The following is a 14,395-nucleotide window of genomic DNA, read 5'->3' as shown; positions in this document are numbered from 1 at the left end:
GTTTTGTTTAAAATGGTTTGACAATAACCATAATCACGATAAATATCATCAAAAGTGTTGGCACTTCATTGTAAAATCTGAAGTATTTACCACTTTTATAATACGGGTCTATGATGAGTTTTTTGCGGATCATATTAAGTGAAAAACTATATGCGATCAGAAATGCCAAAAAGAATAACTTTGCATGCATCCATCCGCCACTTTGAAAAATACCGGGGTTGAGATAAAGCATAACAGCACCGGAGATGATAGTCGCCCACATTGCAGGTACACCTATATATGCATAGAGTTTATACTCCTGTATCTTTACCACTTCTCCAAATGCTTCATTATCTGCATGTTCTCTATGGTAGATAAAAAGTCTCGGCAAATAAAACAACATTGCCATCCAAGAGGTAAAACTCATCACATGAAATGCCAATATCCAACTATAATACGCCATTATTACTCCAAAACAGTAAAATCTTTAGTGCTATAAACCACTAACTGTAATTTCTTATAATATCCAAGATGGGCATAGTCTATCTTTAGCTTAGACCCATTGGGTGGTGTATCTTTCTTCTTTTTAAAGTAGATGGGAAATTCCTTCCCCTCTATAGTGAATTTTTTATTTCGATAAACCCCTGTCAAATCACGTATCACTTCATTTTGCTTCAACGTACCCGGATATAGCTCTTTGCTTGAATGATAGTAAGAATCCAGATCCACCTTCCCTTTCTCTTTCTCTTTAAGTGTGATAACATCTGTCACCTCTTTGAGTCCATTATAACTTGTGATATTTTGCACTAAAAGATCATAACTATAGCCCTCTTTTAAACCTTTCGCACAACCATACAGGTAGATACCTCTACCATGAGGAGTCTGTTTAATAATGGCATGATTTCTACGCTTTAACACAACAACAGCATCTTTCAATCCTATCTCATTATTCAACGCTTCTATACTGTAAAGATATTCAATATTTTGACTGACAGTTTTTGTAACTCTTCTCGTTGGTTTTTCATCTATATACGGCTTCATATCAAAAAGTGCATAAATGGGGAGATGATCAGAGTACCCCTTTGCCATATGTTTACCATTTTTATATCTCCAACCATTGATATACCCTTTTTTGGTAAAAAGATAAGAGGCTTTAAAAACCTTAAAAGAGTTATTGACATAATCTATGCCTTTATGGTCAAACATACTTGAGGAAAGTAAGATATGGTCTAGTGTACTTCTATTTCCATAAAACTTATGACTCCAACGATATTTGAAAGGCACTTCCTGCCATGTATTGTAATGGGTACCTTTTTCAGCTTTTAAGATCTGATGCTTTCGTGCAAGCTTTTTATTTATGGTTGTTTGTAACACATCACCTATGCCAGTCGCACCATTGGTATCATCAAGCCTTTTATCCAGTGTTAAATGTGCATTGTAATTGCTGTTCAGGTCACCCAGGATGATATATTCTCTCTTCGCAGGTAAAGAAAGTATTCTCTTTTGCAGGGTCTTTGCATATTTAATACGTTTACTCTCTACTCCTTTCCTGCTTTTTGACTTCCAATGGTTCACAAAAAGTGTCAGAGGATTTCCCTCTACCTCCACCTCAACTTCTAAAATATTACGTACAAAAGCTGAATAGCTCACCTGCAACTCTTTTTGATGGGTAATAAGATATCTTGAAAGAAGTGCAACTTGAATAGGCGCACCCTTTTTATGCGTAATAGCACCATAACGATACTCACACCCTACCCGGTTCAAACGTTTAAGCAGTGCTTCGAATATGATACTGTTTTCTATCTCTTGAAGTCCAAGGATATCTGCATCCAGATCACAGATCACTTCAGCTGTATGATTGAGCTTTATATCCACCATTCTTTGATTCCAGTTATGTTTACCCGGGATATACTCTTTGTATTCTGTACCTTGAAAATGAGCATCAAAAAGGTTTTCTACATTATACGTGGCTACTTTGAATGGTTTTGAAAAAAGTAATAATGGAAGTAAAAAGAGAAAAAGATATCGCACAAGCAGTCCTAAATTTTTAAAGGTATTGTAGCCAACTAAAAGAGAGGAAGGTAAAAAACTGTCAAATTGTAATATTTTATGATGTAGGGTGGACACTTATCAAAGTGTATGCCTTTAGGTACTGCCTACCCTACAAAACTACTATCTAAACATCTTACTTAACATATCCATAGCACCTTGAGGACCGCCTACCTGTGCAAGCATTTCATCCATAATAGTACCTTCTCCTGATGTTGCCTGATCTACTACTTGTGGAAGTGCATCAACTAAAGCACCTTTTGCACTCTCTTCACTCAATCCAAGCTGTGAAGCAAATGCAGAGATCTTATCTGAACCTAAAAGATCAGTAACTTGATCCATAGAGATAGATTTATTTTCTCCATTTCCCAACCATGAACCTACGATCTCACCTAAACCATTTTGAGATAATCCACCAACAAGTGCACCAAGATTAAGTCCACCTTCACCGTTTCCGATCAATCCATTTAGTGCATTAGCGATATCATCTACATCAAGTCCTGTTGTAGCATCATCACTGTTACCCTGAATGAGTGCACCACCCACTTTTAAAAGATCCATTAAATTCATTTTATTTCCTTTAAATATTTTTTACAATTACGACAAGTATAACTAAAAAGATTTATACAAGTTTAATAGAACTCTCTAAAAGTTCTATCTTCTTTGTTTCTATAAGCTCTGTCAATGTGCGCTTAAAGTTTTTCTTACTCATACCAAAGACTTTTTTTATCTCATCAGCATCACTTTTATAGGTGAAAGGTAACTCTCCATCAGCCTCTTTTAGTAGTTGTATGATGGTGCCTTCAGCTTCACCTATCTTCGCTTTAAGTCCTATGGGTTGTAAAGAGAGGTCTAGTTTAAAGTCTTTTCTTACTGTTTTAATATAGGTTTTTTTACGGTCACCTATTTTGATGTTTTCAAAGATCTCATTGTTAAAAAGCATACCTTCGTACTGGTTATCTGCCACTACTTTATAGCCAAGTGGTGTTTTCGCCAAAACAATCACATCCAACTCTTTGTTTTGGTGCAACCCTTTCATATCACGGTTAAAATACTTTCCTATCTTCTGTGTGGCGAACAAACGTCCTGTCTGATCATCTAAACAAACACGTAAAAGATACTTCTTACCGATGGTAAAATGCTCTTTTTGCTGAGAAAGAGGTACAAAAAGGTCTTTAGGCAGTCCCCAGTTTACAAATGCCCCATATGATTTGTAATCCACAACTGTAAAGTACCCATACTCTCCCAACTTTGCATAAGGCATTTTAGTCGTAGCCACAGGACGGTCTTCTGAATCTGTATAGATAAACACATCCAACAGTGACCCCATAGGCATTTCATCTTCCATGATATACACATTAGGCAGAAGCACTTCATTATAATCTTCTGCTATGAGATAGTAACCAAAGTCTGTATCACGCTCTATCTTAAGGGTATTGACTTCACCGATATTGATTTTTTTGTTTTGGATTTTTTCTGACATGTGTTATTCCGTTTCATTAAGTGTTTTGTGATCTGCTCACAATTTTATACTGACATTATAGCTAAATAATTTTTGATATAATTCTTTATAAAAAATAAGAGGATTATATATGCTTCCAGGATTTCTAACCAAAACATCAACCACTAAATCAGGTAAAAAAGAGAGCCATTTACAGTGGTGGGTGACCCTTATCATGTCATTGGCACTGGCTATAGGCACATGGAATCCTATGGGACATCATTTTATCCACTACATCAGTAGTTCTGACAACCTTCTTTCCGGATTTACACCCTTTGGGATCCTTATCATGCTTGCACTTTGGTTACTTGCGATCAAGTCCATTTTCCAGAGTCTTAAACTGTATGGTGCTATACTCACTGTAGTTATCATTGCTGCTTTTATCTGGGGACTTCAAGAGTATCAAATCATCGATATAAGTCAATTTGAACATGCAGGCTGGGCAGCCACTATCGGTGTAGGACTTCTTATCTGGTTTGGGCTTAACGCCTCTATCATCTGGAAAAAACTTACCGGTGTTTATACTACAGATATGACGGAAGAAGAGTAAAAGTTATTATTTAACTATACTCTCCAAATGCTTCGCAAAATCTTCAGGGGGGATAAACCCTGTCAAGCCTTTTTCTTGTATATATTTATTATCTTTACCAAAAAAGATGATGTTTGGCGTACCGAAGAGTTCGTACTTTTTGAGTAGTGCTTTGTCTTCATCACTGTTGGCTGTTAGGTCTATCTTGATGAAAGTAAAATGTTTTAATTGTTCTTGTACTCTAGGGTCTGGAAAAGTGATCACTTCAAGTTCTGTACAAGCAGTACATGAGTCTTTACCAAAGTCTACGACTACAGGTTTATCTGATGCTCTTACCTCTTTCATTAGGCGTTCCACAGAGTAGCCCAAGTGTTTACTCTTATCTACTTCTACTGCGGCAACACCTTTACCTCCGGAAGTAAACTTTGCAAATGGATGCAGCATAGAAGTAGCTCCGCTGAGTGCACCTACAAAGAGGGATGCGCCAAAGAGCATAAAGACCATAGCCAGCAGTTGTGCCAGTTTCATCATCCCTTTACTCTCAGAACTATTGTCAAATACACCCATATAGAGTGCAGAACCCATAAAGAGCAGTGACCATAAGATCAGTGTCAAACTATCTGGTAAGATACGTGCAAGCATAAAGACTGCAAGTCCAAGCATCATCACACCAAATACTTGTGAAACACGTGTCATCCAACCGCCAGGTCTAGGCATGAACTTACCTGCCCCTATACCTACAAGCAGTAACGGTACACCCATTCCCATGCTCATCACAAAAAGTGCTACTCCTCCAAGCAAAGCATCTCCGGTATGGGAGATGAACAGTACTGCTCCACCCAATGGCGGTGCGACACAAGGTCCTACGATCAATGCTGAGAGCAGTCCCATGATGGCAGTTCCAAGTATACCTTTGCTTTGTGCATCATCACTGGCTTTAGATATCTTGGACTGCCATGAAGCTGGAAGTCCGATCTCGTAGTAGCCAAAGAGTGAAAATGCAAGGGCTACGAACATCGCAGCGAAGACGGTAAGTACCCAAGGGTTTTGCATCGCTGCTTGTATATCTGCACCGAGAAGTCCTGCCACAACACCCACAACCGTGTAGGTTAACGCCATAGAAACCACATAAACTAAAGAGGTAAAAAAGGCTTTTGCTACACTTGGTTTCTCATCACCTGACTGTGAAACAATGATAGAAGAGAGTATAGGAATCATAGGAAAGACACAGGGAGTAAGTGCCAATAACAAACCAAAGACAAAGAAAAGCATGATAATGAAGAATGAGCTTTCACTTCCCAATACATCAGCTATTTTAGCTGTGTTACCCTCTTTTGTCAGAGAAGAGATCTTATCAAAAACTCCCTCTTCTTCTACTTTGGAAACAGAGGGTTGACTTTTTTCCTGAGTTTCAACAGTTGGAGATGCAGCAGTACCACTGCTCTTAAACTCAAAAGTTTTTTTCTCAGGTAGATAACAGATACCACGTGCATTACAACCCTCAAACTCAACGCTGATCGTATAAGATCCTGATACTTTGGATTCTATGACATCGGTCGGTATTTTTACCAATACTACACCTTCATGAACCAGGTCACCATGCAGGTCATGAGGTTCAGGTTTTTGAATCTCTTTGACCTCAAAGCTTTGAGGTTTGGTCACTTTAATGTGAAGTGAATCATCATAAATATAAATCTCTTTACCCAAGGTGATCGTTGCTTCGATCATAGAATCTTTCTTGACAGCTGAAACTTTAAATGCTTCTTCAGGCTTTAAGAAGGTCTGTTTTTTCAAGGCACTTCCAAAATCTGCAAATACAAATGTACTTAAAAGCACACTTGCTAAAAGTAACATTTTAAAAATATTCCTCATTTTTCCTCTTCTCTCTATTGAAATTTTATACAATTGTATTATGATATGTGTGTATAGTCCGTGTAATACTAACGCATTATAGTCAACCAAATATTAACCTCAAATGTGCAAAAGGTACAAAAATGGCAAATCATCTTAAAAACGAACACTCCCCTTACCTGCAGCAACACGCAGACAATCCTGTAGACTGGTACCCTTGGGGTGAAAAAGCATTTAAAAAAGCCCAGAAAGAGAATAAACCTATCTTTCTTTCCATTGGTTACAGTTCTTGTCACTGGTGTCATGTCATGGAACATGAATCTTTTGAAGATGAAAAGACAGCAAAGATCTTAAATGAAAAGTTTATCTCCATCAAAGTAGACCGTGAAGAACGGCCTGACATCGACAAACATTTTCAAGATGTGTATAGGTTGATGAATGGTCGTCCCGGAGGTTGGCCTACCTCTATCTTCCTCACTGAAGATCTTAAACCCTTTTACTCTGCGACCTACATCCCTGATGAACCTAAGTATGGAATGATGAGTTTTAAAGCACTCCTTGATGTCATCACCGATAAATATAAGAATGAAAAAGAGACACTTGTAGACGAAGCCGACAAGATACTACGTCACCTCAACCCAAAAGAAGACAAGATACAAGCTACCAAACTGGATGAGAGTATCATAGCCAGAGTCTTAGACCAAGCTAACCAACTCTTTGACAGCAAAGAGGGAGGGTTTAACAAAGCACCAAAGTTTCCACAAGCTTCTACCCTTGACCTACTTCTGGATCTCTACCGTCTCACAGGAGAAAAAGAGGCACTCAACATGAGTATACTCTCACTCTCTTCTATGGCAAGAGGCGGTCTATATGACCGTATAGAAGGTGGTTTTTGTCGTTACAGTACAGACAACGAATGGCTGGTACCCCACTTTGAAAAGATGACCTATGACAATGCCCTGCTCTCTGAGGTCTATCTCAAAGCATATCATGTGACGAATAATAATTTTTATAAAGATATTGCTTTTGAAACCATCGACTTCATGTTAGAAAAAATGAGTCAAGACAGACTTTTCTACTCTGCCTCTGACGCAGATACGGAAGGTGAAGAGGGTAAATACTTTGTCTACTCTTATGACAAAGCTCTCAAGTCATTTGAAAAAGCCGGTATCCCCAGTAAAGAGCATGAAAAGTTAGCAGAAGCCTTACACATTACAAAAGAGGGAAACTTTGAGGGCAAGAACATCATCCGTGTAGATGACCCCAGTTCCTTAGATATACCATACTACAAAGAAGCCGTTGAAGCACTCAAAAAACGCAGAGAGAAACGTGTTTATCCGTTCATAGATACCAAAGTACTCGTAAGCTGGAATGCGATGATGATAAAATCTCTCTTTAAAGCTGCAAGAACAGATAGTAAGTATCTCAAGCCTGCCATAAAATCTTTAGACAAGCTTCTGGAGACGATGTACATCAACTCTCAACTCTTCCATTCTACACTTATAGGGAAAGAGCCTAAGATACAGGCATTTTTAGAAGATTATGCATTTTTAGGAGAAACCCTCATAGAAGCATATGAAAGTACACTCGATGAAAAATACCTCATCACTGCTACCAAGCTGGCGAACTCTGCCATAGAAAAATATTATGTTAACGGTAAATGGAAGTTTTCAAGAGGAGAGTTTGAAACGGATGCAGATATCCATGACAGTTCCTACCCCTCTTCTGTTTCAACCATGATCTCACTGCTTTACAGCCTCTCTTCTTTAGTTGATATTGTTTATAAAAAGTTCGTCTTTAAAACATTAGAGATCTACTCTTATGATGTCATGCGTCAACCTATCTCCACCCCTAAGATGAGTCGTATGATCATACGCTATCTCAAAGATGACATCATCATTAAAGCTACAGAAGAGAAACTTGCACTGCACATTACAGAACTTGATGCTATCACTTATCCATTTACACTTATCAAAAATGATACAAATGACGGATTTATGCTTTGTAATTCAAATAGCTGTTTTGGACATGAGAAAGATTTTAAGGAAATTTTAAAAGTTTTAGAAAAAAGATAGTTGTGTAACATACGTTACAGACAGACTCTGTTTATCTTGTCATAATGGTACATCTAAAAATAAAGGATCTACTATGACATGCAATATAGGAAAAATCGAAAGAATCATTAGAGGTGTTGCAGGAGCAGCAGTAATTGCCTGGGGCGTTATGGATCAAAATTGGCTTGGTGCCATTGGTCTTGTACTTTTAGGTACGGCAGCTATCGGTTGGTGCCCTCCTTACGCACTATTTGGTATTAACACCGGCTGTAAAGTTAACAACGATTAAAAAAGTTTTTTCATGCTACACTATATGACTTATTTGTAGCATGGAGTACCTATGACATTAACTTCTTACCCTTTCATCGAAAAACTTGAACCAGAAGCACTTGATTTTCTACAGGCCCATCTTAAACCCATTAAGATCCCTAAAAACAATCTGCTCTTCTATCAAGGTGATGTTTGTAACAATATCTTATGGCTTACCAAAGGTGAAGTACGTCTCTATACACAATCTGATGAGATAGGAGAGATCACACTCTACACACTGCAAGCAGGAGAACAATGCATCGTGAACACCGCTTCTCTACTCTCACAAACCGAAGCTATCGCCTCAGCAGAAACGATAACGGACATAGAAGGCTACCTTATAGATGTTGAAAGTGTTAAAACACTGGCAAAGTTAAGTGATGTCTATCAAAGTTATCTTTTTTCCCTCTATCAACTCCGATTTTCAACCCTGACAAACCTCATAAATGACATCAAATTCAAACGTTTGGATGAGCGTATTTTAGAATGGTTACAAAAACAAAACAGTAACATAATAGAAACGACTCATGAACATATTGCCACTGAACTAGGAAGTTCTCGGGTGGTTATAAGTCGCTTACTTAAAGAACTTGAACAAAAAGAGAAACTTATGCTTCATAGAGGACGAATCGAACTTTTATAATACACTGCTATATTTTATTAAAACTACCAACCACACGACCTATAAAGTCACACCCACTCTCTTCAAAAGTTGCTAGTGTGATATCATCATGAGTTGGATTATCTGAGATAAGGGTATGGGTTTTATCTATCGGGTTATGCAAAACACGCTTTACTAACATGGAATTATCACATATGATCATATAGATACTACCATCTCTTACTCCTTCTTCATTCTTTATAGGATTAACAAATAAAAGTGCTCCATTTTTAAGTGTTGGTTCCATACTCTCCCCTACGCTATCTATGATAAATATATCTTTATACTTAGCAAGTCCTAAGTGTAATTCAATAAACTTCTTACTGAAAGATATAGGTTTAGCATTTTGAAGAGATAGATAAGATCCTCTATTCATTTTCGTATATACTTCCGGATAATATGCAAGCGTAATACTATCAGCATAATCTAGATAAGGTTCCTTCACTCTATCACTATCATTTGTATTGCTTGTAGACATATTAAATTTGCCCATTTGAAGCCAAAAAATATCTATATTATATTTCTCACAGAAATTTAGCTCATTTTTAACAGATAACCTTTGCTGCTTCCCATTCTCTATATCACTAATCGTTTGTTTATTCTTTAAGCCTATTGATTTGGCAAGTTCATTTTGTGTTAATCTAAGCTTTTTTCTTACCTTTTTTAGTCTTTCACCATACGACATAAGCTCTCCTCTTCTTTAAAATAAGTTTTTTTCTTATTAAACTTGACTTTTATAAGAAAATATCTTACAATATGTCTAGATGTCTAGTCGGTCATCATCGGTCATTATAGCCGATAATGTATGAAAGGGGATTGATAATGTTACAAATCACACCAACACAATTTGAAGTAAGGTACGGAATATCACTATCTACTCAGTATCGATGGAGAAAAGAAAAGAAAATTCCATTTGATACAATAGGCTCAAACATTCTTTATCATCAAAATATTATTGACAAAATGGCATTAGATGGAAAATTGAATAAGAGTGCATATCTAGCTATCAAAATACTACAACAAGAAGATAAAGGCAAGAAATGAACTCTTATCATAATATAAATAATTTCTATACAATTGTAAAAATAAAAGTATTATAACATGACAATAGGTATACATATTGGCAGTATTGGATTATCTATACTTTTATTGATTTTTCTAGAAAAAGATGATCTCAAAAATCTTCCAATCGAACTAATCTTAATCTTTGCATTTGCTGGGCTTGGAGTTTCTTCAGTCGCCTTATCTTTTTCAGGTATTTAATAAAGACAAAAAATGTCTCTTTTGAAGCTACAAAAGCTATAATTCCACCCATGAAAGAAAGCTTAAAGATATTTGCAGGGGATTTAAAAAACTCTTTTAAAGACCTGCTTCCCATTATCATTGTTGTAGCACTGTTCCAAGGACTCATCATCCAAGCTGTGCCTGCAAACTTGACCTCTATAGTTATAGGTCTGACCATCGTAGCTGTTGGTTTGGCACTTTTTATTAGAGGACTTGAACTGGGTATCTTTCCCATAGGGGAAGGTCTTGCTGTAGACTTTGCAAAAAAAGGTTCTGTTTTTTGGCTCCTTCTCTTTGCCTTTACTATAGGTTTCTCTACAACAGTGGCAGAACCAGCGCTCATCGCCATAGCCGATAAAGCTGCACTTATCTCCAATGGTCTTGTCGATGCTTTTTGGCTGCGTATGACAGTAGCTCTCTCTGTAGGACTAGCCATTGCATTAGGGACACTTCGTATCTTGCTTGGACATCCGATCGCTTACTACATCATAAGTGGTTACATTTTAGTGGTGATCATTACTTTTTTCGCACCTCCTGAGATCATTGGGTTGGCATATGACAGTGGTGGAGTAACAACCTCTACCGTAACTGTACCACTTGTAGCAGCACTTGGTATTGGTCTTGCTTCAAGTATCAAAGGACGTAATCCTGCCATTGATGGGTTTGGACTCATCGCTTTTGCTTCACTTACTCCTATGATATTTGTACAGATCTATGGTATCATCGTTTACAATTTAGCAGATACAGCTGCTGTAGCTCCTGTTGTTTCAGAAATAGTAGAAGGGGCAAAAACTGTAGCAAGTACCTATACTTTTTCAGCTTACGATACCTTTATGGAACTCATAGGAGTTGTCAAAGACGTAGCCCCTATCCTCATAGCGATCTTCTTTTTTCAGTATATCATCATTAAGAAGTCCGTAGCACATCTGCATAAGATCGTCACAGGTATCATCATGGTTATCTTAGGGCTTTATGCCTTTATCGTAGGACTGGAAATGGGGCTTTTCCCTATCGGAGAAACGATAGCCTTCCAGCTTACAGATATGGGAAACAATCTACTTATCTATCTTTTTGCCTTCCTTATAGGTTTCTCTACAACTATGGCAGAACCGGCACTTCTAGCTATTGCTATAAAAGCAGAAGAGATCAGTGAAGGAAACATTAAACAAAATGTACTTAGAATTGTAGTAGCATTAGGTGTAGCTATTGGTATAGGATTGGGTTCTTATCGTATTGTGGCTGGTGATCCTATACATTATTATATCGTTGCTGGGTATATACTGGTCATCATATTTACATACTTTGCACCTAAATACATCGTACCTATTGCCTATGACAGTGGTGGGGTAACTACTTCCACAGTTACCGTACCTCTTGTAGCTGCATTGGGACTGGGATTGGCAGAAAATATAGAAGGACGAAATCCACTTATTGATGGATTTGGACTTATTGCTTTTGCCTCGCTGTTCCCTATGCTTACAGTTATGGGATACGGCATACATGCAGAATATTATAAGAAAAAATCTACTGAAGTAAAAGTAGAACTTTAAATAAGAGAGGGAGAAAACATGAAATTTATAGCACTAATAGCCATAATTCAAGATAAAGATGAAGAAGAAGCTATTAAGGTAGCAAAAGAGGCTGGTGCAGGTTCTGTGACTATCTTGCATGGGAGGAATATCGGTCTTGAAGAGAAAAAAGTCTTTTTTGGATTGACACTTGAAGAGAATGTATCTGTGCTGCTTTTTGTTTTACCAAGAAGACTCTCTATGAAAGTCATGAAAACCCTGCGAGAGACATTTGATCTTGACAATCATGAAAACTCTGGACTTGCATTTACCATACCTCTGAGTCATGTAGCCGGTCTGGACACACAAGAGCTTCATAAATTTGAAGACGATATCAAAATTACACTATAGGAGATTTAGTATGTTAGTAGAAAATGTAATGACGGCCAAAGAGAAATTGATTATGATCTCGCCTATGGCGACAGTAAGAGAGGCTTTAAACTTGATGAAAACGCATAAAGTCCGTTCTGTCATCGTAGACAAAACAAAGCCTGATAGTGCTTATGGGTTGCTCACTTTTAAAAATATTTTACAAAGCATTGTCGCGGAAGATGGAGATATCGACCTTTTAAATGTCTATGATATCGCTGCAACTCCAACCATTTCTGTCTCTTCTAAACTCAATGTCAAATACGCTGCAAGGATGATGGTTCAAAGCAGTATTAAACGTCTCTTAGTGCTTGACAATAATGAACTGCATGGCATCTTGACCATGACAGATATCATCGGTATACTTATGGAGACTGTGGAGTAACACTATCACTTATTTTTCACTTTAGGAAAAGTAAGAATAAAGGTACTTCCTTTCCCTTTTTGGGAATCCAAGTCTAGTTTTATCTTGTATTCTTTACAAATAGAAAGTACAATATTCAGCCCTATGCCAAAGCCACCTCTCTCTTCATTTGCACGATGATAACGTTTAAAAATATCTTCTTGCATCTCTTTATCTATACCAATACCTGTATCTTTGACTTTTAAAACATACTCTTTGAGGGTGATTGAAATACTATCTCCCACATCAGAATATTTAATTGCATTTGATAAAAGATTATCGATCAGCCTGTAGGCACTACGTTCATTCATAAGTACTTTAGTTGGATCAAGTTCAAGTTTAATGTTAAGTCGTTTAGAGTCTATAAGTTCTTTAACATACTCTACACGTTCATTAATGATCTTTTTAAGATCCAACATTTCTTTGGGTTGTACTTTCCCTTCAAGTCTATAGGTCAAAGAGCTATACATCACATTCAGTCTCTTTGCACTTGTTTCAAGTCGTTTCATCTTTTTTTCATCTACACCTTTAAGACTTTGGATGGTCATCAATATTGCAGAGATAGGCGTGTTAAGTTCATGCGTAGTATCTGAGATAAATTGATCTAAAGACTCTATCTGTTCTCTTACCGGTTTCAAAAATAATCTGCCTAAAAAGTATCCTACTATGCCCATTAAAAGAAATGAAAATACTAAATACTCTATGATCTTAATACGTAGTTGTTGTAGTGTTTCTAAAAGTTCATTCTCTTTAAGCACAATGTAATGCACACCCAGGTGATCACTACTATCTTCTATAACCGTATAATAAGATCCATTTTTTATTGAAAAACCTTCATCAAAAGTATCAAAATTCTCTATATCTGTATAGATGGGCTTTTCATTTTGATCATAATATCCTACTTCAAAACGACAATGTTTTAGATTTTGTAAAAAAGTTTTTTTATCTAAAATTACACTATCACTCTTCATTGCAGCCATAATGATCTCTGATGAAAGCATGCGTGACTGATACATCATCTCAAACTTCATAGCACTTTTCATAGCAGTACGGTTGTTTTCAAAGAAAAGGTAACCTATGATGGCCAGTAAAACAAATACCGATGAAAGATATAGTGTTAAAAAGCGAAAAAGGGATGTTCGCTCATACGATGTTAAAACGATAACCCTCTCCTTTTATGTTGTCAAAATACTCTTTTTCAAACATTTTTCTCAGGTTTTTAATATAGGTACGTATCGTTGCATGGGCAGGCATATGCTCATCATCCCAAACATTCTCTATGATCTCATCACAAGAGATGATCTTACCCGTATTACGGATAAAATACTCCAAAACCTGTGCTTCTTTCTGTCTCATCTCTATAACTTTATCCCCCACAAAAATCTGATGTGCTTTAGGGATGAACTTCATACCATCAAACTCTATCTCTTCTTGTAAACGATAAAGTCTGACAATATGTTCAATACGGGCATGAAGTTCTTCAAGTTCAAAAGGTTTTTTCAAGTAATCATCTGCCCCAAGGTCGAATCCTTTTTTGAGATCCTCTATGCCTGCGAGTGAGGTGATGTAGATAGCTGGAGTAGTGTTACCTATCTCACGAAGATAAGAGAGTATTTCAAAACCATCTATACTGGGTACATTAACATCCAGCAACAACATATCATAGCGATTAGCCCCTATGGCATCTAAAGCTTTTTCACCATCAAAATAACTCTCTACTTCATACCCACTTTCCAGAAGGAACTCTTCGATGATCTCTTGAAGGATCACATCATCTTCAAGCAATAATATTTTCATTGACAGCCTTTGAAAGTTTTTATGGTTATATTGTAACATAC

The 14,395-nt window shown here is 37.0% G+C and carries 17 protein-coding genes; 9 read left to right on the top strand and 8 right to left on the bottom strand.

Annotated features, from left to right (window positions below; translation table 11 throughout):
* Positions 1-7: 7 nt before the first annotated feature.
* The 4 genes from hemJ to ACLHDG_RS03160 all read right to left on the bottom strand — a co-directional run bounded on the left by hemJ (position 8) and on the right by ACLHDG_RS03160 (position 3,511).
* Entirely contained in the window at positions 8-442 is a 435-nt protein-coding gene (hemJ, locus tag ACLHDG_RS03175) for a protoporphyrinogen oxidase HemJ (RefSeq protein WP_415407544.1), read from the bottom strand.
* A 2-nt stretch (positions 443-444) separates the two neighbouring features.
* On the bottom strand, positions 445-2,010 hold the full coding sequence (locus ACLHDG_RS03170) for an endonuclease/exonuclease/phosphatase family protein (RefSeq protein WP_415407543.1): 1,566 nt from the start codon (positions 2,008-2,010) through the stop codon (positions 445-447).
* A gap of 141 nt (positions 2,011-2,151) precedes the next feature.
* Complete coding sequence (locus tag ACLHDG_RS03165; protein WP_415407542.1) at positions 2,152-2,598, bottom strand: YidB family protein; 447 nt, start codon at positions 2,596-2,598, stop codon at positions 2,152-2,154.
* A gap of 52 nt (positions 2,599-2,650) precedes the next feature.
* Entirely contained in the window at positions 2,651-3,511 is an 861-nt protein-coding gene (locus tag ACLHDG_RS03160) for a S1 RNA-binding domain-containing protein (protein WP_415407541.1), read from the bottom strand.
* 109 nt (positions 3,512-3,620) lie between these two features.
* Between ACLHDG_RS03160 and ACLHDG_RS03155 the strand changes: the two genes are divergently transcribed.
* Positions 3,621-4,079, top strand: coding sequence for a DUF6524 family protein (locus ACLHDG_RS03155; RefSeq protein ID WP_415407540.1), 459 nt, complete (start codon positions 3,621-3,623; stop codon positions 4,077-4,079).
* 6 nt (positions 4,080-4,085) lie between these two features.
* Here the strand turns inward: ACLHDG_RS03155 and dsbD are convergent, their stop codons facing one another.
* Complete coding sequence (gene dsbD / locus ACLHDG_RS03150; RefSeq protein WP_415407539.1) at positions 4,086-5,912, bottom strand: protein-disulfide reductase DsbD; 1,827 nt, start codon at positions 5,910-5,912, stop codon at positions 4,086-4,088.
* 140 nt (positions 5,913-6,052) lie between these two features.
* Between dsbD and ACLHDG_RS03145 the strand changes: the two genes are divergently transcribed.
* The 3 genes from ACLHDG_RS03145 (at position 6,053) to ACLHDG_RS03135 (ending at position 8,915) form a co-directional block, all read left to right on the top strand.
* Positions 6,053-7,984, top strand: coding sequence for a thioredoxin domain-containing protein (locus ACLHDG_RS03145; RefSeq protein ID WP_415407538.1), 1,932 nt, complete (start codon positions 6,053-6,055; stop codon positions 7,982-7,984).
* A 73-nt stretch (positions 7,985-8,057) separates the two neighbouring features.
* The gene (locus ACLHDG_RS03140; protein WP_415407537.1) at positions 8,058-8,252 is read left to right on the top strand and encodes a DUF2892 domain-containing protein; all 195 of its coding nucleotides are present in this window, start codon (positions 8,058-8,060) and stop codon (positions 8,250-8,252) included.
* A gap of 51 nt (positions 8,253-8,303) precedes the next feature.
* Positions 8,304-8,915 carry a Crp/Fnr family transcriptional regulator gene (locus ACLHDG_RS03135; protein WP_415407536.1) on the top strand — a complete coding sequence of 204 codons (612 nt, stop codon included), beginning with the start codon at positions 8,304-8,306 and terminating at the stop codon, positions 8,913-8,915.
* Positions 8,916-8,922: 7 nt separating this feature from the next.
* Here ACLHDG_RS03135 and ACLHDG_RS03130 read toward each other — a convergent pair whose 3' ends face one another.
* Complete coding sequence (locus tag ACLHDG_RS03130; RefSeq protein ID WP_415407535.1) at positions 8,923-9,618, bottom strand: S24 family peptidase; 696 nt, start codon at positions 9,616-9,618, stop codon at positions 8,923-8,925.
* A gap of 137 nt (positions 9,619-9,755) precedes the next feature.
* Between ACLHDG_RS03130 and ACLHDG_RS03125 the strand changes: the two genes are divergently transcribed.
* From ACLHDG_RS03125 to ACLHDG_RS03105, 5 genes are read left to right on the top strand one after another with little or no spacing between them, the layout of a single operon-like run.
* Positions 9,756-9,977 (top strand): hypothetical protein, encoded by a 222-nt coding sequence (locus ACLHDG_RS03125; RefSeq protein ID WP_415407534.1) that lies wholly within the window; start codon positions 9,756-9,758, stop codon positions 9,975-9,977.
* 57 nt (positions 9,978-10,034) lie between these two features.
* Positions 10,035-10,196: a hypothetical protein gene (locus ACLHDG_RS03120; protein WP_415407533.1), complete on the top strand. Its 162-nt coding sequence runs from the start codon at positions 10,035-10,037 to the stop codon at positions 10,194-10,196.
* Positions 10,197-10,246: 50 nt separating this feature from the next.
* Entirely contained in the window at positions 10,247-11,767 is a 1,521-nt protein-coding gene (locus ACLHDG_RS03115; RefSeq protein WP_415407532.1) for a DUF1538 domain-containing protein, read from the top strand.
* An 18-nt stretch (positions 11,768-11,785) separates the two neighbouring features.
* Positions 11,786-12,136 (top strand): transcriptional regulator, encoded by a 351-nt coding sequence (locus tag ACLHDG_RS03110; RefSeq protein ID WP_415407531.1) that lies wholly within the window; start codon positions 11,786-11,788, stop codon positions 12,134-12,136.
* A 10-nt stretch (positions 12,137-12,146) separates the two neighbouring features.
* Entirely contained in the window at positions 12,147-12,539 is a 393-nt protein-coding gene (locus ACLHDG_RS03105) for a CBS domain-containing protein (RefSeq protein ID WP_415407530.1), read from the top strand.
* A gap of 5 nt (positions 12,540-12,544) precedes the next feature.
* On the opposite strand, the gene ACLHDG_RS03100 is transcribed toward ACLHDG_RS03105, so the two are convergent.
* Together ACLHDG_RS03100 and ACLHDG_RS03095 are read right to left on the bottom strand one after the other, a co-directional pair.
* Entirely contained in the window at positions 12,545-13,600 is a 1,056-nt protein-coding gene (locus ACLHDG_RS03100) for a sensor histidine kinase (RefSeq protein ID WP_415407529.1), read from the bottom strand.
* 100 nt (positions 13,601-13,700) lie between these two features.
* The gene (locus ACLHDG_RS03095; RefSeq protein ID WP_415407528.1) at positions 13,701-14,354 is read right to left on the bottom strand and encodes a response regulator transcription factor; all 654 of its coding nucleotides are present in this window, start codon (positions 14,352-14,354) and stop codon (positions 13,701-13,703) included.
* Between the last annotated feature and the right edge of the window lie 41 nt (positions 14,355-14,395).

Source organism: Sulfurovum iocasae, assembly GCF_047716765.1.
Taxonomy (GTDB): domain Bacteria; phylum Campylobacterota; class Campylobacteria; order Campylobacterales; family Sulfurovaceae; genus Sulfurovum.
Note: the sequence above shows the minus strand (reverse complement) of the source record. Positions and strands in the feature narration are given on the sequence as shown.

Coding starts and splice junctions, on each gene's coding strand:
- hemJ (WP_415407544.1), bottom strand. CDS start 442: ATGGCGTATTATAGTTGGATATTGGCATTTCATGTGATGAGTTTTACC.
- ACLHDG_RS03165 (WP_415407542.1), bottom strand. CDS start 2,598: ATGAATTTAATGGATCTTTTAAAAGTGGGTGGTGCACTCATTCAGGGT.
- ACLHDG_RS03160 (WP_415407541.1), bottom strand. CDS start 3,511: ATGTCAGAAAAAATCCAAAACAAAAAAATCAATATCGGTGAAGTCAAT.
- ACLHDG_RS03155 (WP_415407540.1), top strand. CDS start 3,621: ATGCTTCCAGGATTTCTAACCAAAACATCAACCACTAAATCAGGTAAA.
- dsbD (WP_415407539.1), bottom strand. CDS start 5,912: ATGTTACTTTTAGCAAGTGTGCTTTTAAGTACATTTGTATTTGCAGAT.
- ACLHDG_RS03145 (WP_415407538.1), top strand. CDS start 6,053: ATGGCAAATCATCTTAAAAACGAACACTCCCCTTACCTGCAGCAACAC.
- ACLHDG_RS03140 (WP_415407537.1), top strand. CDS start 8,058: ATGACATGCAATATAGGAAAAATCGAAAGAATCATTAGAGGTGTTGCA.
- ACLHDG_RS03135 (WP_415407536.1), top strand. CDS start 8,304: ATGACATTAACTTCTTACCCTTTCATCGAAAAACTTGAACCAGAAGCA.
- ACLHDG_RS03130 (WP_415407535.1), bottom strand. CDS start 9,618: ATGTCGTATGGTGAAAGACTAAAAAAGGTAAGAAAAAAGCTTAGATTA.
- ACLHDG_RS03125 (WP_415407534.1), top strand. CDS start 9,756: ATGTTACAAATCACACCAACACAATTTGAAGTAAGGTACGGAATATCA.
- ACLHDG_RS03120 (WP_415407533.1), top strand. CDS start 10,035: ATGACAATAGGTATACATATTGGCAGTATTGGATTATCTATACTTTTA.
- ACLHDG_RS03115 (WP_415407532.1), top strand. CDS start 10,247: ATGAAAGAAAGCTTAAAGATATTTGCAGGGGATTTAAAAAACTCTTTT.
- ACLHDG_RS03110 (WP_415407531.1), top strand. CDS start 11,786: ATGAAATTTATAGCACTAATAGCCATAATTCAAGATAAAGATGAAGAA.
- ACLHDG_RS03105 (WP_415407530.1), top strand. CDS start 12,147: ATGTTAGTAGAAAATGTAATGACGGCCAAAGAGAAATTGATTATGATC.
- ACLHDG_RS03100 (WP_415407529.1), bottom strand. CDS start 13,600: ATGAAAAGTGCTATGAAGTTTGAGATGATGTATCAGTCACGCATGCTT.
- ACLHDG_RS03095 (WP_415407528.1), bottom strand. CDS start 14,354: ATGAAAATATTATTGCTTGAAGATGATGTGATCCTTCAAGAGATCATC.